The 20,615-nt window shown below is 68.4% G+C and carries 19 protein-coding genes; 4 read left to right on the top strand and 15 right to left on the bottom strand.

Annotated elements, in window-relative coordinates; genetic code table 11:
* Nucleotides 1-70: 70 nt before the first annotated feature.
* Together QSK05_RS02625 and QSK05_RS02620 are read left to right on the top strand one after the other, a co-directional pair.
* Nucleotides 71-1,843: an N-acetylglutaminylglutamine amidotransferase gene (locus tag QSK05_RS02625; RefSeq protein ID WP_285593489.1), complete on the top strand. Its 1,773-nt coding sequence runs from the start codon at nt 71-73 to the stop codon at nt 1,841-1,843.
* Nucleotides 1,840-3,732, top strand: a complete 1,893-nt coding sequence (locus tag QSK05_RS02620; RefSeq protein ID WP_285593487.1) for a prolyl oligopeptidase family serine peptidase — start codon at nt 1,840-1,842, stop codon at nt 3,730-3,732. The genes QSK05_RS02625 and QSK05_RS02620 overlap by 4 nt, the downstream gene beginning before the upstream one ends.
* Here the strand turns inward: QSK05_RS02620 and QSK05_RS02615 are convergent.
* From QSK05_RS02615 to QSK05_RS02600, 4 genes are all read right to left on the bottom strand, one after another.
* Nucleotides 3,721-4,356: a response regulator gene (locus QSK05_RS02615; protein ID WP_285593485.1), complete on the bottom strand. Its 636-nt coding sequence runs from the start codon at nt 4,354-4,356 to the stop codon at nt 3,721-3,723. The genes QSK05_RS02620 and QSK05_RS02615 overlap by 12 nt on opposite strands.
* The gene (locus tag QSK05_RS02610) at nt 4,353-5,819 is read right to left on the bottom strand and encodes a sensor histidine kinase (RefSeq protein ID WP_285593483.1); all 1,467 of its coding nucleotides are present in this window, start codon (nt 5,817-5,819) and stop codon (nt 4,353-4,355) included. Before QSK05_RS02610 ends, QSK05_RS02615 begins: the two co-directional genes overlap by 4 nt.
* Nucleotides 5,820-6,124: 305 nt before the next feature.
* Nucleotides 6,125-6,634 carry a hypothetical protein gene (locus QSK05_RS02605; protein ID WP_285593482.1) on the bottom strand — a complete coding sequence of 170 codons (510 nt, stop codon included), beginning with the start codon at nt 6,632-6,634 and terminating at the stop codon, nt 6,125-6,127.
* Nucleotides 6,635-6,739: 105 nt separating this feature from the next.
* On the bottom strand, nt 6,740-7,276 hold the full coding sequence (locus QSK05_RS02600) for a DinB family protein (RefSeq protein ID WP_285593479.1): 537 nt from the start codon (nt 7,274-7,276) through the stop codon (nt 6,740-6,742).
* Between the two features lie 305 nt (nt 7,277-7,581).
* On the opposite strand from QSK05_RS02600, the gene QSK05_RS02595 reads away from it, so the two are divergent.
* Complete coding sequence (locus tag QSK05_RS02595; protein ID WP_231483268.1) at nt 7,582-7,818, top strand: hypothetical protein; 237 nt, start codon at nt 7,582-7,584, stop codon at nt 7,816-7,818.
* 663 nt (nt 7,819-8,481) lie between these two features.
* Here QSK05_RS02595 and QSK05_RS02590 read toward each other — a convergent pair.
* A complete protein-coding gene (locus QSK05_RS02590; protein ID WP_285593474.1) occupies nt 8,482-9,027 on the bottom strand; it encodes a hypothetical protein in 546 nt (181 codons plus the stop codon).
* A gap of 416 nt (nt 9,028-9,443) precedes the next feature.
* Nucleotides 9,444-9,653, bottom strand: coding sequence for a developmental transcriptional regulator BldC (gene bldC / locus QSK05_RS02585; RefSeq protein ID WP_052533586.1), 210 nt, complete (start codon nt 9,651-9,653; stop codon nt 9,444-9,446).
* 822 nt (nt 9,654-10,475) lie between these two features.
* Between bldC and QSK05_RS02580 the strand changes: the two genes are divergently transcribed.
* Nucleotides 10,476-10,733: a DUF3073 domain-containing protein gene (locus tag QSK05_RS02580; RefSeq protein ID WP_352299730.1), complete on the top strand. Its 258-nt coding sequence runs from the start codon at nt 10,476-10,478 to the stop codon at nt 10,731-10,733.
* 257 nt (nt 10,734-10,990) lie between these two features.
* Here QSK05_RS02580 and purM read toward each other — a convergent pair whose 3' ends face one another.
* From purM to QSK05_RS02535, 9 genes are all read right to left on the bottom strand, one after another.
* Nucleotides 10,991-12,112: a phosphoribosylformylglycinamidine cyclo-ligase gene (gene purM / locus QSK05_RS02575; protein WP_285593468.1), complete on the bottom strand. Its 1,122-nt coding sequence runs from the start codon at nt 12,110-12,112 to the stop codon at nt 10,991-10,993.
* A 50-nt stretch (nt 12,113-12,162) separates the two neighbouring features.
* Nucleotides 12,163-13,731: an amidophosphoribosyltransferase gene (purF, locus tag QSK05_RS02570; RefSeq protein ID WP_285593466.1), complete on the bottom strand. Its 1,569-nt coding sequence runs from the start codon at nt 13,729-13,731 to the stop codon at nt 12,163-12,165.
* An 86-nt stretch (nt 13,732-13,817) separates the two neighbouring features.
* Nucleotides 13,818-14,204: a hypothetical protein gene (locus QSK05_RS02565; protein ID WP_285593464.1), complete on the bottom strand. Its 387-nt coding sequence runs from the start codon at nt 14,202-14,204 to the stop codon at nt 13,818-13,820.
* Nucleotides 14,205-14,221: 17 nt separating this feature from the next.
* The gene (locus tag QSK05_RS02560) at nt 14,222-14,611 is read right to left on the bottom strand and encodes a sterol carrier family protein (RefSeq protein ID WP_285593462.1); all 390 of its coding nucleotides are present in this window, start codon (nt 14,609-14,611) and stop codon (nt 14,222-14,224) included.
* A gap of 157 nt (nt 14,612-14,768) precedes the next feature.
* Nucleotides 14,769-16,058 (bottom strand): DUF1501 domain-containing protein, encoded by a 1,290-nt coding sequence (locus QSK05_RS02555; protein WP_285593459.1) that lies wholly within the window; start codon nt 16,056-16,058, stop codon nt 14,769-14,771.
* A gap of 141 nt (nt 16,059-16,199) precedes the next feature.
* Nucleotides 16,200-17,639, bottom strand: a complete 1,440-nt coding sequence (locus QSK05_RS02550; RefSeq protein ID WP_285593458.1) for a DUF1800 domain-containing protein — start codon at nt 17,637-17,639, stop codon at nt 16,200-16,202.
* Nucleotides 17,640-17,890: 251 nt separating this feature from the next.
* The gene (locus QSK05_RS02545; RefSeq protein ID WP_285593457.1) at nt 17,891-18,694 is read right to left on the bottom strand and encodes a class I SAM-dependent methyltransferase; all 804 of its coding nucleotides are present in this window, start codon (nt 18,692-18,694) and stop codon (nt 17,891-17,893) included.
* A gap of 92 nt (nt 18,695-18,786) precedes the next feature.
* The gene (locus QSK05_RS02540) at nt 18,787-19,611 is read right to left on the bottom strand and encodes an ATP-binding cassette domain-containing protein (RefSeq protein WP_285593456.1); all 825 of its coding nucleotides are present in this window, start codon (nt 19,609-19,611) and stop codon (nt 18,787-18,789) included.
* Nucleotides 19,608-20,612, bottom strand: a complete 1,005-nt coding sequence (locus QSK05_RS02535; protein WP_285593454.1) for an ABC transporter permease — start codon at nt 20,610-20,612, stop codon at nt 19,608-19,610. Before QSK05_RS02535 ends, QSK05_RS02540 begins: the two co-directional genes overlap by 4 nt.
* Between the last annotated feature and the right edge of the window lie 3 nt (nt 20,613-20,615).

The raw sequence follows: 20,615 nt of genomic DNA, 5'->3' as shown, positions 1-20,615 counted from the left end.
GTTGCGGACCACCCCGTCGCCCGTGTCAACTCAGAACGGCATTCGGTGACGTGGTCCGGGAGGTTCGTGCATGTGTGGCTTGGGTGGCGAGTTCCGGCTGGACGGCGCCCGAGGAGACCGGGACGCGGTGGCGAGGATGTCGCCGTGTCTGGAGCGCCGGGGTCCGGACTCGAAGGGCACCTGGTCACACGGGCCGGTCGCGTTCCTGCACCATCGGCTGAAGATCATCGACCTGTCCGAGGCCGGGTCGCAGCCGATGGTCGACGAGGAGCTGCGGCTGGCCCTGGTGTTCAACGGCTGCATCTACAACCATCACGAGCTGCGGCGCGAGCTCCAGGGGCACGGCTACCGGTTCCGTTCCACCTCCGACACCGAGGTGATCCTGGCGGCTTACCACCACTGGGGCACGGCCTGTGTGGACCGTTTCCTGGGCATGTTCGCGTTCGTCATCCACGAGCTCGACAGCGGCCGCCTGGTGATGGCCCGCGACCGGCTGGGTATCAAGCCGCTCTACCTGAGCGAGACCCCGCAGCGCATCCGGTTCGCGTCGACCCTTCCCGCACTGCTGGCGGCCGGCGATGTGGACACGAGCATCGACGCGGTGGCCCTGCACCACTACCTCTCGTGGCACTCCGTGGTGCCCGCCCCGCGGACGATGCTGACCGGCGTCCGCAAATTGCCGCCCGCCACCGTGCGCGTGATCGAGCCGGACGGCTCGGCGACCGAGTCGGTCTACTGGAATCCCCCCGCCACCCGGGAACTCTCGTTGTCCCCCGGCGAATGGCGAGAGCGAACCCTGGCCGCTCTGGAGGCGGCCGTGCGCCGGCGCATGGTCTCCGACGTGCCGGTGGGCGTCCTGCTGTCGGGCGGGCTGGACTCCAGCCTCATCGTGTCGCTGCTGGCGAAGGCCGGGCAGAGCGGGCTGGCCACGTTCAGCATCGGTTTCAACTCGGTGGCCGGTGAGAGCGGTGACGAGTTCGAGTACTCCGACCTGATGGCCAAGGAGTTCGGCACCGACCACCACAAGATCATGATCCCGGACGACCGGCTGGCCAGCGGGCTGGACGGGGCGATCGGGGCGATGAGCGAGCCGATGGTCAGTCACGACTGCGTGGCCTTCTACCTGCTCTCCGAAGAGGTGTCCAAGAGCATCACGGTGGTGCAGTCGGGCCAGGGGGCGGACGAGGTGTTCGCCGGGTACGACTGGTACCCGCCGCTGGCGGGCGTCCCCCGTTCGAAAGCCGCCCAGGCCTATGCCGATGTGTTCTTCGACCGCCCCGGCCACCTCGTGGCCGGCCTGCTGAACCCGCAGTGGCACGTGTCCGGTGACCCCAGCCTGTCGTACGTGCGCGACCACTTCGCCGCGCCGGGGGCGCAGACTACGCTGGACGCCGCGCTGCGCATCGACAGCCGGGTGATGCTGGTCGACGACCCGGTGAAACGCGTCGACAACATGACCATGGCCTGGGGCCTCGAGGCCCGCGTGCCGTTCCTCGACCACGAGCTGGTCGAACTCGCCGCCCTCTGCCCGCCGGAACTGAAACTCGCCCACGGCGGCAAGGGGGTCTTGAAAGAAGCCGCCCGAGGAGTTGTCCCGGATGCCGTGATCGACCGTACGAAGGGCTATTTCCCGGTCCCCGGGGTGCGGCACCTGGACGGCCAGATCCTCGACCGGGTGCGCGACGCGCTGCTGTCCAGGACAGCGACCGACCGGGCCCTGTACCGTCCGGAAGTCGTGAACACTCTGCTCGCCGACCCCAACACGGCACGTACCACGATCGGCGCCAACGTGGTCTGGCAGCTCGGCCTGCTCGAGCTCTGGCTGCAGCGGATCGGTCTGTGAACGTCCAGCCCGGCGACCAGTCGTCCGAGCTGGTCCCCGAGGACGTCTACGGCAGCTGGTCGCCCACCCCCGACCCGGACGGGACGCGGATCGCGTTCATCTCCGACCGGGGTGGCGCGCCGGCGATCTGGATCAAGGACTCACAGACCGGGCAGGCGGTCAATCCGGGCATCAGCCTGGACCGGGTGCTCTCGATCAGCTGGTCGCCCGACGCGGTCTGGCTGGCCTGTCTGGTGGCCGGGGCCGGCAGCTCCCGGGACGAGATCTGGGTGGTGCGGCCCGACGGCTCGGGCCTGCGGATGATCTCGGGCGGACCGGGCGCGACGGCGTGGCTGGGTGCGGGGTCACGGCACGGGTGGACGCCCGACGGACGTCTCATGGTCACCGAGTCGGTCGGTGCGGTCGCCTCCGCCGTTCTCGTCTCGCCCCTGGCCGGCGAGCGCACCGTGATCGCTTCCGGACCACTGATCTCGCTGCTCGACGTGGCCGCGGGCCGGGCACTGCTGCGCCGCGGGCCCCGCAGCTACCGCACGCTGGCCGTGTGCGACCTGGACGGCTCCCACGAGCGTCCGGTGGACACCTCGGTCACCGGTGAGCGCGGCGGATTCGCCGATCAGGGCTGTCTCTCGCCCGACGGCCGGTACCTGTACGCCCGCAGCGAGGCCGACCACGACCTGGCGGCGCTGGTGCGGGTGGATCTGGATCTACTCAGTGATGCGACTGGTACGGCTGGTGCGGCCGAGCTCCTGGCCCGACGCGAAGATGCCGAGCTGCAACGGGTCACGCTCTCACCCGACGGCACCACGGCCGTGCTGCTGTGGAACGAGTTCGGCGGCACCAACGCGGTGAGCCTGCTCGATCTGGTCTCCCTGCACGAGGACGAGATCGGGCCGCTTCCCCGCGATGTGGTGGACGACTGCCAGCTCTTCGCGGGCGGTAAGTCACTGATGCTCACGGCCGAGGACTGGTCCGACCCGCGCGGCGCCTGGACCATCGACCTGACCACCGGGGCCACGCTGCCCCTGACCAGCCGGGCCGACGGTGAGCTGCGCGGTTCCCGGGGTTCCAGCTACGCCACGGTGGACACCGCCGATCTGTCCCGGCCGGTCCTGCGCCGCTTCCCGGGCCGGGACGGGCTCGGACTCAGCGGCTGGCTCTACCGGCCCGATGCCCCGGACTCGCCGGGGCCCTGGCCGACGATGGTGCACCTGCACGGTGGCCCGGAGTCGCAGGAGCGCCCGGTCTACAACTCGCTCTTCCAGTCGCTGGTCTCCGAGGGCATCGCGGTCTTCGCGCCGAACGTGCGGGGATCGTCGGGATACGGGCGGACGTTCGAGACGGCCGACGACGTCGGGCGGCGGCTCGGGTCGATCGAAGACGTCGCGGCCGCCGTGGAACACCTGGTCACCTCGGGCGTCTGCGCACCGGGGCGGATCGGGCTGATGGGCCGGTCGTACGGCGGGTACCTCACGCTGGCCGGCCTGACCTGGTTCCCCGACCTGTTCAGCGTCGGTATCGACGTCTGCGGCATGGCCGACCTGGAGACGTTCTACGAGCACACCGAACCGTGGATCGCCACGGCCGCGGTCTCGAAGTACGGCCACCCGGTCACGGACAGCGCCGTGCTGCGGGAGTTCTCGCCGATCCACCGGATCGGCCGGCTCACCGCTCCCCTGCTGGTGGTGCACGGCGCGGACGACACCAACGTGCCGGTGGAGGAGGCCGGGCAGGTGGTCGCGGCCCTGACCGAACAGGGCGTGCCGCACCGGTTCCTGAAGTTCTCGGGGGAGGGGCACGACCTGCTCGACACGAAGAACCGGGTGACGTTCGTGCGCACCGCCGTGGACTGGGCCTGCGAGCACCTGGGCGTCGACCGCTCAGGTCTGTAGGTTCTCCTTCGCCCAGAGCGCGGCGCTGGTCCGGTCCTGCACCCCGATGCGGCGGAACACGTTGCCCAGGTGCACCTTGACCGTGCGCTCACTGATGCCGAGGGCACGGCCGATCTGTTTGTTGGCCATGCCCTTGGCCACCAGGAGCAGCACGTCGGTCTCCCGCGGTGACAGCGGTGGCGGCGGGCCGACCGCGCCCTCGGTCAGCAGGGTGCGGGCCACCCGGGGGTCGATCGGGGAGCCCTGCTTCGCGGCGGCCAGCACCCCCGACACCACGTCCTGCGGATCGGAATCCTTGAGCAGGTAACCGATCGCGCCGGCGGCGAGCGCGTCCCGCACCCGGTTGCGGTCGGAGAACGAGGTCAGCACGAGCACCTGGATCTCCGGGCGCAGCGCCAGGAGTTTGCGGGTAGCCGTCACTCCGTCCATACCCGGCATCGACAGGTCCATGAGCACCACGTCGGGGTCGGCGTTCTGGGCGAGCTCGACGGCCTGCTCACCGTCCGAGGCCTCACCCACCACGGTGATCTGGGGGTGGGCGTCGAGCAGTGCGCTCAGCCCGGCCCGCACCAGGGCGTGGTCGTCGACGAGCAGAACCCGCACCTTGAGGACGTCATCGGTCACCGCGAGATCTCCAGTCGCCATTGGGTTCCGGCCCCCGGAGCGGTGCTCACCAGGAGCTCGGCCCCGCCGGCGGCGGCCTGGTCGGCGATCAGCCGGACCCCGAAGTGACCCTCCTGCGGTCGCTTCATCACCGTGTCGAGATCGAACCCGACCCCGTCGTCCATCATGTCCAGCACCGTTCTTCCCTCGAGATCGTCCAGCGTGACCCGCACACTCTCCGCGTCCGCATGTTTCATGGTGTTGCGCAGGCATTCCTGGGCCACTCGGAACACCAGCTCCTCCTTCTCGGGAGGTAGTTGCAGCTCGTCCGGCACCTCGACCTCCACGGCCACGCCCTGGGCCCGCAACGGTGCGGTGAGATCGGTGAGCGCCGACCGGAGCCCGGCGTTGCGCAGGCTCGGCGGGTAGATGTCGACCAGCAGCGAGCGGAGCCCACCGATGCTCGAACGTACCGATCCCGCCGCCAGATCCAGCTGCCCCGCCGTCGTGTCGTCGTGCGCGGCCCGGGCCCGGTCGGCCGCTCCCGCCACCAGGAACGCACTGCCCACCAGTTCCTGCACCGCGCCGTCGTGCAAGGTGGCGGCGATCCGGCGGCGCTCGTCGTCCGAGGCCTGCACGGCCCGGGCCAGGTAGGCCTCCCGGTCGCGCTGTGAACGCCGCACCCGGGCCACCAGGGCCCAGGTCAGCGGGGCCTGGGCAACCAGCATGAGCAGCAGGCTGGTGAGGGTGATGCCGCCGAAGCCACGGGTCAGGTCACCGGTCCGGGCGGTCACGGCGTCGTAGGCGGAGTAGGTCTCGAACAGCAGGGTCTGGCCGTCGGCGGCCCAGACCGGCCGGTAGACCTCGAGCAGCTTGCGGTTGTTGGCGCGCTCGAACTGGTTCTCCGGTGCACTCAGGTCGCTGATCTCGGCCTTGGTGACCTGGTCGTCCAGCGCCTGCGTCTCCTCGTCGTCGAGCGCGAACCGCATGCCGATCAGCTGGGGCTCGTCGGCGTAGACGATTGTGCCGTCGGGCTTCCAGAGCTTGACGCGCACGATGGTGTCGCTGAGCAGCCGCTCGCGCACCGTGGTGTCCAGCTGGGCGAGCGCCGCCTGCCGGGTCGCGGTGTCGGCGTCGAACAGGTCGGCGCTGATCGCGGGCTGCATCACCGACTCGCCCAGCACATCGGTGATGGCCAGCGCGTCGTTCACCGCCTCCCGCTCGGCCGCGCGACGGGCCGTGATCGCGCTGGCCGCCGCGACCCCGACGAACACCAGCAGGGCCAGCACGACCACCCCTCCGACCAGCCGGCCCCAGTGGAGCGGCGACTCGGAGGGGTGACCCGCGCCGGCCTCGGTGACGCTCACCCAGGGGCCGGGTTCCGGCGAAGAACCCCCGGTCGGCGGCCCCGAACTCACCAGGTCCTCAGAAGCTGAACCCTCACCGGCCGGCTCGGTGCCCCGGCCCGGCCCGGCATCGGTCATGCCCGCATCGTCACTCCTGGCTCAACATGCTCACTCGGTGAGATCGTGTGCCTTCTTTGCGCCCTGACCGCCATGGATGCACACGATCCGGCCCGCCACCGGCAGGCCCCTTGCCCCACACCGGCGATCCGGCCGCCCGGGTGCCCTGTGCGTCCTTCATCGCCGAGGTGGCCTGGTGCGGCGACCCCGGGAGTCGGGCGTCTTCACTTTCGTGATCATGCGGTGTCCCGGTCTGCGGTCGGAGGTGCCTCCACCGGCCCGGGGAAGGTCTGCTTGATCACGAACAGGAGGGGACGACCACCGCACTAGTCGTCGCTGCCGTGACCGCCGTGACGTCCACCCTTGTCGTCACTGCCCTTGTCGTCACTGCCCTTGTCGTCACTGCCCCGGCCGCGGTGCTGGTGGCTGCCGTCGTCGTCCCCACTGTGACGCTTGTGGGTGCTGTGCTTGCCGTGGTCGTCGCCGGCGTCGTGGGTGGACGTGGCCCGGCTCGTGCTCCTCGCCTTGCTGGAACTCTTGGTGGAGGCGCTGGTGGAGGCGCTGGTGGTGGCAGTGGTGGTGGTGGCAGTGGTGGTGGCGCCGACCGCCCGCCGGTTGTCGTCGGCACCACGACCACCATGGCGCCGGCCGTGGTCGTCCGCCGACGCCGAGGGGCTGGAGGTGGCGGTCGTGCGCGGTGTCGAGCTCTCCACCAGTTGCACGTTGCTGGAGTCCACCGGGCGCTGGGCGCTCAGCGAGGGGTTGGCGGCGAGCCCGAGCGCGGCCGGGATGATCGCCGCTGCCGCAGCGCCACTGATGATCAGCATCTTCTTCATGTCGTCCTCCTGGGTGGCCATTCTTTCCGCTGGTACCCATTGACGGGGAGGACGAGTTCCAGTGGCTATGCGACAGAGGTACTAGGACCCGTCTGACCTGGGGTTTTACCCCATGGTCCTCTGGCCGTCGATGGTCTCTCGGATGATGTCGGCGTGTCCGGCGTGCTGGGCCGTCTCAGCGATCAGGTGCAGCAGCACCCTCCGGGCCGACCAGGAGGCGCCGGGCGCGAACCACGGGGCCTCGGGCAGAGGGTGGGAGAGGTCGAGGTCGGGCAGGCCGCGCACCACCTCTTCGGTGTGGGCGGCGACCTTCTCGTAGTGGGCCAGCGCGCTCTCCAGGGTCTCCCCTTCGAGCAGCTTCCAGCCGTTCTCCCAGAAGCCGGGATCGTCCTGCCAGTTCTCGGGCAGCGCCATCCGGGACGGCCCTTCGACGATGAAGCCCACCCACTGCTCCTCCATCGCGCTGACGTGCTTCACGAGCCCGGCCAGGGTGAGGGCGCTGACGGTGTGGCGTGCCGTGACCTGCTCGTGCGAGAGGTTCTGCACCGTGTGCCGGAAGAACTGCCGGCGCTCGGCCAGGGTCTCCAGCAGCTCGGTCGTTTCCCGATCGGTGCCATTCCCGATGGTCTCGGTGATCGACATCTCAGCCTCCGTGGGATCGCATGACGGACTCCCCACCGGTGTCCGTGGCAGCACCGTAAGAGGCCATCAGGTCGGATTCCTTCCGCTTGAGGCCCGCAACGCCGAGAGTTTTCCGGGATTTATTACCCGGGGCAGGCCGTGACTCACAGTCAGTAGTAGTGGAGTCTTTGGTCCTCTGTCTGGAGTAATCTGTGTCTCGTCGACGGCATAACCACCTCAACTGTCACGTTGTGGTATGGGTGCGGAGCACGGTGAAGTGCCCGCGTCTACCACGAAGGGCACTACGTTCAGGATCGCTGTTTCCCATGTTTGAGAACGCCAGCACCGCTGCGCTCGCGCAGTTCATCCCTGTTACCCCAGGCACCGTCCTGGAGCGGGGCCGGTTCGAGCTCAAGGTCACGATTCCGTCCAGCCGGTTCACCCGCAGCACCCAGGTCGACGTCAGCGGCAGCGCCACCGTCGCCTCGATCGAGCGACACCTCAGCGACCGCTACGGCGAGTGCGTCGAGGTCGTTAACGCTCGCTGCATCCTGCACAACTAGGACACGTTCGTCCTCGGCCGGCCACGGGTTTCCCCGAGGCCGGCCTCACGCATGTCCGGGTACGGATGTGTGCGCTCTCATCGCCTCGGCCCTCGGTGGCCGGCTCTGGGTGGCCGGTCTGGCGGCCGGTCCGGGTGGCCGGTCTGGGTGGCCGGCGAAACCAGAACGAGCTGTTCCCGCTGTGAGCGAAGCCATCCATGTGGCCCGTTGGCTCAAATAAGGGCTATCCAGGCCTTATCAATCTCCCGAACAGCTGCCACGAACGCCTCGGCTGCAGCAAGCTAGAACTGATCGCCGAGGACAGGAAGCCTGCGATCGGTACCGAAGGATGCGCCGGGGGCAGGATGCCCGAGTGTCCACATCGGGATCGCCCCTGAGGCGATAGGCCTGTTAACGTCCGGTCAGTAACACAGACGGGGCATAGCTCGATATAGAGCATAGTGCACCTCAGGTATCGAATCGGACGCCGGTGGGCACACCACTGACCGGCCGGTCAGGAACGTACGGGGTCAGCAGATCCGGCAGACGAGAGCGAGCCATGAGGTACGTCGGTAGACACCGGGCACCACGCCCCTTGTTGCTACGCCGCCCCATTGTCGGTGGCGTTGCGGCAGCCGTTGTCATTGCCGTGCCGTCCTGGGCGGTCACCGGTGGCCCGCTCCATCAGCCCACCGCTCCGGCCCGTGACTCGGCGACCAGCATCGCCGACGGCACCCAGTTGCCCGCAGCGGCCGACGGCGACCCCACGGACGATGCACTCGACGCCACGGACGTGCCGGCGACCACGCCCACCGGCTCCCCATCGTCCCGGTCGGGTACGGCGACGGACGACGACACCCCGTCCGAGGTCGTGGTGACCACGACTACGGACGCCCAGGGCAACCGGGTGGTGACGACCACCACACGCCCGGCCGTGAACAACGGCGATGCCTCAAACCCGGGGTCGACGACCAAACCGTCGTCGACCAGGTCGACCTCGTCGACGTCCAAGCCCTCGACCACGAAGTCGACGAGCAAGACCACGTCGCCCACCAAGTCCCCGACGAAGTCACCCACGAAGTCGCCGACCAAGTCGCCCACCAAGTCCCCGACGAAGTCGCCCACCACCACGAGCCCGGTGCCGTCCACATCGACATCGACGGACGAACCGAGCACACCGGCGGAGGAACCCAGCGCCCCGGCCGCCAACACGCCGGCGTCGGATTCCACCGGGAGTACCACTTCCACCGGAAGTACGACGAAGACAACTTCGGCAAGCGCCAGTTCAATCGTTGTTGCTCTCGCTGATCTCACCGACCCGGCCCATGTGCCGACGATCTTCTGACATCAGCACACAAGACGTCGACAAGGCTCCGGAAAGCTACTAGAGGCCGTCAGTGACACCTTTTGGTGTTACTGACGGCCTCTAGTACTTTCGGGCGCCAGAGCCGTACCTGACGGCCGGGAAGAACACCCGTGGGTATCCGGATCATGAATCCGGACACCACGAGCCCGGTCTGCGACCGGACCACCCGCGTCCCAAAACTTCCTACGGGTAGGTGTTTCCACTAGTGGCCCCCGAGAAGCCGAAAACCGCCGAGGCCACAGTGGGCCCCGGCGGTCACGGATTTCGGGTCGTCAGGATCTCAGTCCTCGTCGAGCCTCTGCTGTGGGATTCCAGCAAGCAAAGCCCGAACTTCCGACTCGCGGTAGCGGCGATGGCCACCGAGCGTTCGGATCGAAGAGAGCTTGCCGGCCTTAGCCCACCGGGTGACGGTCTTCGGATCGACACGGAATAGCGCGGCAACCTCAGCCGGTGTCAGCAGCGGCTCGGCGTCGGGCGATCGGGTGGTCATGTCAGCCTCCATGAACGGGGCGGATACCCCGGCTTCCGACATCGTGCCTTGTTAGGACACGTCGCGGGAACAATCCAGACGGATGATCCCCCATCAGGAGGAAGCATGACGTTGGTTGTGTACGTACGGTCACGGCATGGCACCTTACAGTGATCGAACCACGAATGTGGCCCATCCGACACGCCTCGCGGGTCGGTTCTAACGTTCGCTCTCGTGAGCACTCCCTCGATAGCCGATGTGTCCGCTGAACACCGGATGTATGCCCCTCAACCGGGCCATGCGGTATCACCCGGAACACATCAAACCCCCTCGAGGTCGGCGTGTGCCCCACTAAAGCAGCCATCACTGTGTGGAGCACCCCCGAAGCGCCCAGATCCATATTCTCAGACCCTGATGGGGACGAAGCGTCACGGTGCGGCTTCCGGGTGACGTCATTTCTCACAGTGACCCTCACCCCGGGTGAACCCCTCGTGACCACGAGCCGACCCCCCGGCGATCGCGACAACCTTCACGGGCGTGTTGCCCACGATTAGGACATAGCTATCAAACCACGCGCACCGATTCGTCGCTTCACGTGACCGTCATGTGAGACCGGACACTGCACGCAGAGGCATGAGCGACCGCGAGAAGTGACTCCCGGAGCGGCGGGGTGAGCGTCGTACGCAGGTTGCACGTAGGATGGAACACGCAGCACCGCGGTCGGCAAACGGGTTACGACTACCCCCTGGTTGGGTCAGTCGTTCCAACCGGGATGCCGGAACCGCACCAGACGATGTAGCGTTTGGCGTCACGAGAGACTGATGACCACTCCGGGGCCGCGCCATGTGCGCCTGCGCCGGGTCGACGTTTAAGGGGGTCGACGCCATGGGGCGCGGCCGTCAGAAGGCCAAGCAGACGAAGGTCGCTAGGGAGCTGAAGTACTACAGCCCCAGCACCGACTATGACGCCTTGCAGCAGGAACTCGGCACTCATGATCGTCGGCCGAGCCCGAGCATGCCTGTGGAGGACACGGATGCCGGTCGAGACGACGATGAGTACGACGAGTACGCCGATTGGGCATCAAACGGTCGTCACCATTGACTGAAGACTCGGTCCCCGGTATCCGCAGGGGTACCGGGGCCGAGTCTGTCAGGGCGACTCCGGGCGATCATCGTCCTCCTCCTCCGCAAGGCTGATCAGGCCCGGCGACGAGCAAGAACGAACAGCATGACGACACGCCACAACGAGGTCGCGTGTCCGCACGGAGCTTGAGGTGAACCCGGCAGCAGAACGTGCCGGGTTCACCTCTTGTCATGTCTCGCCCTGTCAGAGTGCGGTCCATGTCGCCACGCCGGCCCTCAGGCCCGGTAGTTCCCGACCAGACGCACGGCCCCACCGTCGACACCCTTGGTGCCCTGGACGGTGCCCTCAGCGGCTGATCCGTCGTGGTTTCCGACCTGGCCGAGTACCCAGGCGGGCAGACCGCGGCCGGCGAAGAGCTCCAGCGTGCGGTCGGCGGCGGCCGGATCCACCACGAGCACCATGCCGACACCCAGGTTGAACGTGCCCTCGGCGTCGGCCAGGGGCACCGATCCGAGTTTCATCAGCAGGTCGAACACGGGCTGCGGGCTCCAGGTGGAGCGGTCCAGCACGGCGCTGGTACCGGCCGGCAGGACCCGGGCGAGGTTGGCGGCCAGTCCGCCCCCGGTCACGTGTGACACGGCGTGCAGCTGGCCTCCCAGGGCCTGTGCGGCCGCCAGGACGTCTGCGGTGTAGATGCGGGTGGGCTCCAGGAGCTCCTCGCCGATGGTGCGGCCCAGTTCGGGCACGTCTCGCTCGAGCGACCAGCCGGCCAGTTTCAGCACGCTGCGCACCAGCGAGTAGCCGTTGGAGTGCATCCCGGACGACGCCAGACCGATGACCACGTCGCCGGCCCGGACCCGTTCGGGTGAGAGCACGTCGTCGGCCTCCACCACACCGGTGGCGGCCCCGGCGACGTCGTACTCGTCGGCCGCCATCAGACCGGGGTGCTCGGCCGTCTCACCGCCCACCAGTGCGGTGCCGGCCAGCTCGCAGCCCTTGGCGATGCCGCTGACGATCGCGGCGATGCGCTCGGGCACGACCTTGCCGACCGCGATGTAGTCGGTCATGAACAGTGGGCGGGCACCGCACACCACGATGTCGTCCACGACCATGCCGACCAGGTCGATGCCGATCGTGTCGTGGATGTCGAGCGCCCGCGCGATGCCGATCTTGGTACCGACCCCGTCGGTACTCGTCGCCAGCAGCGGCCGCCGGTACGACGTGAGAAAACTCGCGTCGTACAGCCCGGCGAAGCCGCCCAGGCCGCCCAGGACCTCGGGGCCCTGGGTGCGCTTGACGGAAGCCTTCATCAATTCGACCGCGCGGTCGCCGGCCTCGGTGTCGACACCGGCGGAGGCATAGGTCAGGGCCGTGGAACCCGGCTCAACTGAAGCCACAGAGATCACCCTACTCAAGGAAATGCAGACGGACCGAGAACCGGTCGGTCTCAGGGACGGGTGAGGGCGTCGACGGCGCCACCGGCAATGCCGGTCGACACACCCTCGACGTCACGGCGCCCGGTCGTCTCCGTGATCTCCAGACCCAGGGGGAGCTGGGGCTGCTCCAGGGCGTGCTTGCCCAGGTGCTCGGAGTCGGGCAGCGCGATCGGGTACTTGCCGGTGAAGCAGGCCGTGCAGAGCCGCTCGGGCTTCTGTTCGGTGGCCTCGACCATGCCGTCCAGGGAGATGTATCCCAGGGAGTCGGCGCCGATGCTGGCGCGGATCTCGTCGATACCCAGACCACTGGCGATCAGTTCGGCCCGGCTGGCGAAGTCGATGCCGTAGAAGCACGGCCAGGTGACCGGGGCGGAGGAGATGCGCACGTGCACCTCGGCGGCGCCGGCCTCACGCAGCATGCGTACGAGGGCGCGCTGGGTGTTACCGCGGACGATCGAGTCGTCCACCACCACCAGGCGCTTGCCCTTGATCACGTTCTTCAGCGGGTTCAGCTTCAGCCGGATACCCAGCTGGCGAATGGTCTGGCTGGGCTGGATGAAGGTGCGCCCGACGTAGGCGTTCTTCACCAGGCCCTGGCTGAACGGGATGCCCGACTCCTGGGCGTAGCCCACGGCGGCGGGGGTGCCCGACTCCGGCACCGGGATGACCAGGTCGGCCTCCACCGGGTGCTCCCGCGCCAGCTGACGGCCCATGTCGACCCGGGCCTCGTGGACGACCTTGCCGTTGATCGTCGTGTCGGGCCGCGCCAGGTAGACGTACTCGAAGATGCAGCCGGTGGGGGTGGGCTCGGCGAAACGACGCGAGCGCAGGCCGTCGGCGTCGATCGCGATGAACTCTCCGGGCTCGACCTCACGCACGAACGCGGCCCCGACGATGTCGAGTGCGGCGGTCTCGCTGGCCATCACCCAGCCGGTCTCGAGCTTGCCGATGACCAGCGGGCGGACACCGTGGGGGTCGCGGGCGCCGTAGAGCGTGTGCTCGTCCATGAAGACGAAACTGAAGGCCCCGCGCAGGTGCGGAAGCACCTCCAGAGCGGTCGCCTCCAGCGTGTGATCGGGATCACCGGCCAGAAGCGCCGTCACCAGTGCAGTGTCGGTGGTGTTGCCCTGGACGATCTCACCGCGGTCGAGCGTGCCGTAGCGCTCCGCCACCAGCTCACGCAGCTCGTGGCCGTTGACCAGGTTGCCGTTGTGACCCAGGGCCACCGTGCCGGCCGCCGTATCGCCCAGCGTGGGCTGCGCGTTCTGCCAGGTCGACCCACCGGTGGTGCTGTACCGGCAGTGACCGACCGCGATGTGCCCACGAAGAGACTCGAGTGAGGTCTCGTCGAAGACCTGGGAGACCAGGCCGATGTCTTTGTAGACCAGTAGTTGCTTGCCGTTGCTGACAGCAATCCCCGCTGCCTCCTGGCCGCGGTGCTGAAGTGCGTACAGGCCGTAATAGGCCAGTTTCGCAACTTCTTCACCGGGGGCCCAGACTCCGAAGACTCCGCAAGCATCTTGCGGACCCTTCTCGCCGGGGAGCAGTTCGTGCGAAAGCCGTCCGTCGCCGCGCGCCACGTTGTCGAGTGTCGCACATCTGGAGGAGGTCGCAGCATCGGCCGGAAGGGCAGACCCGCCCCGCCACGGCCCGGCGGCCTTGCCTTTCAGCCCTTGCGGCGGTCCAGGAGAACGGCGGCGCCGCAGCCCAGAAGGGCGCCGAACAGCCCGAAAATAGCCACGAAGTAGCCCAGAATGGTCTGCTCCGAGTAGTCCCCGGCCACCTGGGACGAAAGAGCGAGCAGGGCACCGATCACGATTCCGATCGCCGCCCCGGTGAATCCGAAGGCGCGGTATCGCGGAGCCCGCCGCAACCGGTACGAAGTGGGCGCAGCCGGCGATTCCGGATCAGCGGGCGATTCCGGCCCGGCAGGCGATTCCGGCCCGGCAGGCGATTCGGGCCCGGCAGGCGCACCGACCACCAGGTCATCGGCCGGCCTCACCGGCTCCTGACCTTCGGCAGCGCTCTCCGACAGTTCCTTGCTCTCAGCCACGGACACGACGGTACCGACTATTGCGCACCCCCGGCGACGAGACCGCCCAGCGGTAGCAGTGAGGACAGATCGGCCCGGCTGCCGCTGGCCCTCACCCGGCCCCGATGAGCCGCCTCGGCCCAGGTCAGATGTCCGGTGACGAGTTCCAGCCAGGTCTGCGGGTCGGTCTCCACAACATTCGGCGGCGTGCCCCGGGTGTGCCGCGGCCCGTCCATGCACTGCACCGCCCCGAACGGCGGCACGCGCACCTCGGTGGTCGGCCCGGGCGCCCGGGCGGCGATCTCCTCCAGCGTGAAACGCACCGCACTGGCCAGGGTCGGCCGGGGAACACCGGTCGGATCGGCCACCCAGGCCTGCAGGTCGCCCCGCCCCACCTCGACATCAATCTTGCGCCGTCTCACCACCACGAGCCCATCCTCCCCCAAACCCCGTCGTGATCATGCAAATCCCCCAGCCTTCGGCCGGGAGGTGCCCCCACTCCCCGGCGTTCTAGAACTGTCGACATGAGAGTTCTAGAACTCCGGGGAGGTTTTGCATGATCACGGAGAAGGTTTGGCGGGGGCTTCAGGGGGCTATGGCTATTCCTAACGGGGATCCGCTCAGGCCCGGGAAGATCTGGGCAAGGGATCCGGCTCCGCAGCGTTTCTGCAGGATCTCGCCGAGGATCTGGCGGTAGTCGGTGGTGCCGGCCAGGTCGCCGTCCACCAGATCCGCGTCGGAAAGGCCGGGCCAGCGACCGTGCACCTTTCCTCCGACGACTCCCCCGCCCATCAGCAGCACCGCGTTGCCGTGGCCGTGATCCACTCCGCCGGAACCGTTCTCGGCCACCCTCCGACCGAACTCGGAGAGCGTGACCACGGTGACCTTCCTGAACCTCGACCCCAGGTCGGTGGCGAACGCGGCCAGGGCGAGCGCCAGGTCGCTGAGGTGGTCGTGCATCCAGCCATCGGTGGCGGAGCCCATGGCCGCGTGCATGTCCCAGTCGCCCTCGTCGACGCAGGCCACCTGCAGACCGACATTGGCCTTGATCATCCGGGCGACGTCGCGCAGGGCGTCGCCGACCGCCGAATCCTTCGGGTAGGTAGCACCGTTCGCGGGATGGTAGGCGGCCATCGATGCGGTGGTGGCCGTGGCCCGCAGGGTGGCGGTGGCTGGGGCGGAGATCGATTCCGGGGCACCGGCATTCATCGCGGTCAGCGCCTTCGTCCAGCGCTTGCGCTCGGCGGCGTCCCAGGCGCCACCGATCCGGAACGAGTCGACGCTGCCCAGGGCCATCTCCGGATTCGGTCCGGCCAGGGCCAGGGGAACCTGCGTGGAGCCGACCTGAGAGGCCTGGAAGATCGTTCCGCGGGAACGGCTTCCGAGAGTGCGGTCGATCCAGCCGGTGCGCAGACCGGAACCGGGGGCGGCGCGCTCGAGCTCCTGCATGGCCTGGAAGTGCGAGCGGGTCGGACTGTCCTGGCCCACCGCGTGCACAGCCCCGAAAGTCCCTGCGTCCCAAAATTTCTTCAGTGGTTTCAGAGCCGGGTGCAGCCCGAAGACGCCACCGGCCGGGATCAGCGAGCGCTCGTGGATACCGATGGTCGGGCGGGCCTTCAGATAGCCCGGATCACCGATCGGTACCACCGCGTTCAGCCCGTCGAAGCCTCCGCGCAGCGAGAGCACGACCAGGACGTCGCCGGTATAGGCGGCAGGCGAGGCGGCGAAGGCGTAGTGGGCGCCGAAACCCTCGACGGCGGTGAGCACACCACCGAGCGCTCCGGTCGCGGCCAGCCCTCGCAACAAGGTACGGCGGGACAGGCCGGCGGGGGCCTCGGGGCAGAGGCAGTCAGGGGCGAGGGTGGGGATGCTCATGCGGGCTGTGGTGTCCTCGGCGTCGGGTCGGTCTGGCGGCAGGAGGTCGTCGGATCGGCGCGGGCGCCCCGTCTGGAGCGATACAGCCCATACGCGACTACCGTCGGCCGGCGACGAGGTGTCATGAGACCCGGGAGCTCGTTACCGCAATGCGTGCGCCGGTGAGTCGAGCAGCAGACCGACCACGTAGGGAAGCCTTCCACCGATGGCGTAACTGTCTTTCGTCACGGGTGTCGACGGAGTGATCTTGTGCCATTCATCGGTCAGGAACTCGCAGATCGCCACCTGCTGGACCTTCGTGGCCTTCTGCTGGAGAAGCCGTTCGGAGAGGGCGTCGATCAGTGCACCGTGCGTCGCCGGGCGAGGTCTCGGGATCAGAGTGCCCAGGTCCGGGCCGGTCAACGTGGTCGGCCACCATCGGTCTGCGATGTTCAGGTGCGAGTTCCAGCGGGCCAGAGTGCCGGCCGGGGACTGCCAGGCCGTCGCCACGTCGGGGTACCCGTTCGGCGGCCCCCAGTAGAGCGGCGAGTGGCCCATGTCGAGGATCATCCAGTGCAGGTTCTCGATGCCCTCGATGCCCTTGACATCGGGTTTCACCCCGAGAATGCGCAATGTCGCGACCAGGTCTTCGTACGGACGGCGCACCTTCTGCCCCGTCGATGCTGCGAACTCGTTGCTGCCGAAGAGTTCTCGCAGCACCGGAACGATGGCCGTGTCGTTGGCCAGGTAGACCGACGCGAGCCGGGCGACCAGCGCCTCGGGTGGGCTGTCACCGACGAACCGCAGGCACAGCTTCGTCGCCAGCTGCCGGGCCGTGTTCTCGTGCCTCGACAGGTAGGTCAGGTACGCGACCGCGACGTCTTTACCGCCCGCAGCCGTGTTGTTGGCGGAGGTGAAGCCAAGCACCTGCACCGGCCCCACCCAGTGCCGGCCGGCCCGGTAGGTCGCCTCGCCCGAGCCGTCGGTGCCCAGCCCGGTGAGGATGCGTGCGCTGTTCTTGACGTCTTCTTCGGAGTACCCGGCGCCGATCCCGACCGTGTGCAGTTCCAGCAGCTCGCGGCCCTGATTCTCGTTCGGGTGGTCCTTGGTGGACGAGGCGTTGTCCAGGTAGCTCTGCATCGCCGGGTGCAGGCTCGCCGCCACCAGCAGATCGGCGAACCGACCCAGGGCGTGCCGGCGGACCACCCGGTCGTAGTCGGCCCGCGAGTCCCAGACATCACTGGACGGGCAGGTCACGTTCAGGTGGTTCGACCAGAACTCGACCATCAGCTCGAAGAGTTGCCGCTCGCTCCAGATCGCCCGCACCATGGTCGCCCGGGTCAGTTGGACCATGACGTCCCAGCTGCCGAAGCTCTTGGCGTACTCGCTGCGGATCCTGGAGATCGACCAGTTCACCCGGGGGAAGCGCTGGAGAATGCCTTCCACGTACGAGTCTTTGATCGTCTCGGGCTTCAGCTGGCGGTCGAGCCAGGCTGCCCGGCCCAGACCCTGGGCCTCGGCCAGCAGGGCAGGAGTCGGGCCATAGGTGGCTCGTCGCACGAGGAGCAGCGTCTGGGCGTCCATCGGGCTGCCTGTCGGCATCCGTTCGGGTTCGCTGAGCGGCCGGGTGGGTGAGGCGACCGGGTCACCGATCCCATGGTGGACGTTCGCCCGCACCTTTACGGGCGAAGGCACCTCTGAGCGGGCGGGCACACAGCGAGGCGGGGCCCATGACTGCGAGACGGGACCCAGGACACGCGGTTCAGTGACGGACGCCGAAGCGCAGAAGCCCGGGACGGGACGGCCCGTGGAACCAACCGGTCCAGGAGGGTCCGGCGGCCCCGGGCCCACGGTCACCCCGCCACCGTGCGCGCCCGGTAGCAGTGGGTTCGGTGGAGCATGGCCAGCATTCCCGGGGTTCCCTGTTCGGCCGCCACCCGTTCGCCGAGCGCTCCGGACTTCTTCAGCACCTCGTCGCGGTCGGGCCGGGTGGCCACGTACGACCAGCTGGAGACCAGGCGGGCCAGGTCGGGAACCGGGAGCTGCAGGGTGTAGGCGAACGTGGCGCCCTCGACCGGAGTGAAAGCACCGGGTAGGTCGATCCTCGTGTGGCCGGCGTGAACCTGCTGGGACGCATCCACTGAACCGTCCGCGGCCGACGTCTCGGTCCACTCCGGGCCACCCGCCAGATCGTTCAGCTCGGCCAGCCACGGCACAGAGACGTCACGCTGGTGCCAGGCCACCGCCAGCAGACCACCCGGGCGCAGCACGCGGGCGATCTCCAGCGCGGTGGCCGGCTGTTTCATCCAGTGCCAGGCCTGCGCCACGGTGACGACATCGACGCTGTGGTCGGGCAGCGGGATCTGCTCGGCCGACCCCTGGATCGCCCGCACCTGCGGCAGCTTCCCGGTCAGCACCCTCAGCATGCCCTCGTCGGGCTCCACCGCTGTCACCCGGTGCCCCGACGAGGTCAGCGTGCTGGTGAGTTTGCCGGTGCCCGCGCCCAGGTCGGCCACGTCGAGCACCACGCCCTCGCGGTCCGACCCCGGTTCGGTGCCGGTGAGCCACGCCGCCGTGGCCGCCGGCCAGTCCGGCCTGATGCTGTCGTAGGTGGTCGCGTTGGCACCGAATGAAACCCGCTGCTGTTCCCACGTCATGAAGAGGACTGTAGATCAGGGGTCCGACAGTTTCCCGGGACCAGCCACCGCGCACCGACCGCCGACCACTCGAGTCTCCCGGACGTCCACCATTATTCGATCGGTGGTGGCGGTGCGGCACCGGTCATGATGGCCACCATGTCGGACATCGAGTGGGACGCCGGTGTCACCACGGCGACCCGCCGCCCCAGGCGCTGGATGTGGATGCGATCGGCCACCTCGAACACGTGCGGCATGTTGTGGCTGATCAGGATCACCGGCAGACCGCGGTCCCGGACGTCGCGGATGAGCTGCAGCACCCGGTTGCCCTCCTTCACCCCGAGCGCGGCAGTGGGCTCGTCGAGGATCACGACCTTGCTGCCGAAGGCCGCCGACCGGGCCACCGCCACACCCTGACGCTGTCCACCGGAAAGACTTTCGACGGCCTGTCCGATGTCTTGCAACGTCGCGATGCCGAGTTCGCCCATGTGCCGCTGAGCCTCGGAACGCATGTGCTGGTGGTCGAGCATCCGGAAGATCGACCCGAGAGGTCCGGGCCTTCTCTCCTCCCGGCCCAGGAACAGGTTGTCCGCGATATCGAGACCCGGTGCCACGGCCAGGGTCTGGTACACCGTCTCGATACCGGCCGTGCGCGCGTCCATCGGCGTACGGAAGTTCACCCGCTCCCCGTCCAGCCAGATCTCCCCGCTGTCCGGGACCAGCGCTCCCGACAGAGCCTTGATCAGACTGGACTTCCCCGCCCCGTTGTCGCCGATCACCGCGAGAATCTCCCCCGGGTACAGCTCCAGGTCGGAGCCGTCCAGGGCGGTGACCCGGCCGTAGCGTTTCACCAGACCCCGGGCCCGCATCACCGGCGTCCGGTCGGTCAGTTCCACCCTGTGCAGGACTTCGCCCTCGCCGGGCGTCTGGGTACTCATGCCCTCACCTTCCGAATCCATTGGTCGATGGTGACCGCGAGCAGAACGAGCAGACCGATCGCGAAGCCCTGCCAGACCACTTGAACCCCGGCCAGCACCAGCCCGTTCCGGAACACACCGACGATCAGCGCACCGACGAGCGTGCCGATGACGCCACCCCGGCCGCCGAAGAGACTGGTACCGCCGAGCACCACGGCGGTGATCGAGTCAAGGTTGTACTCGGTGCCGACGTTCGGATCGGCCGAGGCCAGGCGCCCCATCAGCACCCAGGCCGCGACGCCGTAGACCGCACCGGCCACGACGTAGACCGACAGCAGCACCCGGTCGGTACGGATACCGGCCAGCCGGGCGGCCTCGGCGTCGTCTCCGGTGGCGCGCACGTGTTTGCCCCACGCGGTGTGCGCCAGCAGGTAGAAGAAGAAGCCGAAGAGCAGCAGCATGATGATCGAGCCGTAGGTCAGACGGAAGCTGCCGAGCGGGATGGTCTCGCCGGTCCAGGTCATGATCGCGGGCATGTCGCTGCCCCGCACCGTCTCGCTGCCGGAGACCACCGAGTTCAGCGAGAAGAAGACGGACAGAGTGCCGAGCGTGACGATGAACGGCGGTAGGCCGAGCCGGGTGACCAGGGTGCCGTTGACCGCACCCATCAGCGTCCCGAACACCAGCCCCAGGAGAAGAGCCAGGACCCCGGGAAAACCGGTGTCGAAAGCCAGGTTCGCCATCAGGATCGAGGAGAACACGGCGATGGCCCCGGCCGACAGGTCGATGCCGGCGGTCAGGATGACCAGGGTCTGCCCGAGAGCCAGCAGTGCGATCACGGTGACCTGCTGCAACACCAGGCTGAGGTTCTCCGGATGAAAGAACCGGGTATTGATGACGGAGAACACGATGACGGCCAGCAGGAGCACCGCCAGCGGGCCGAGCGTGGGTCGGGCGTGCAGCAGGTGCTGAATCCGGTCCTGCGCCGACTCCTGCCGGCGTTCCTCGAAACCAGTTGTCATCTC

Origin of the sequence: Kineosporia sp. NBRC 101731 (genome assembly GCF_030269305.1) — a bacterium.
Lineage (GTDB): Bacteria > Actinomycetota > Actinomycetes > Actinomycetales > Kineosporiaceae > Kineosporia.
This window is presented reverse-complemented; position numbering and strand designations above follow the sequence as displayed.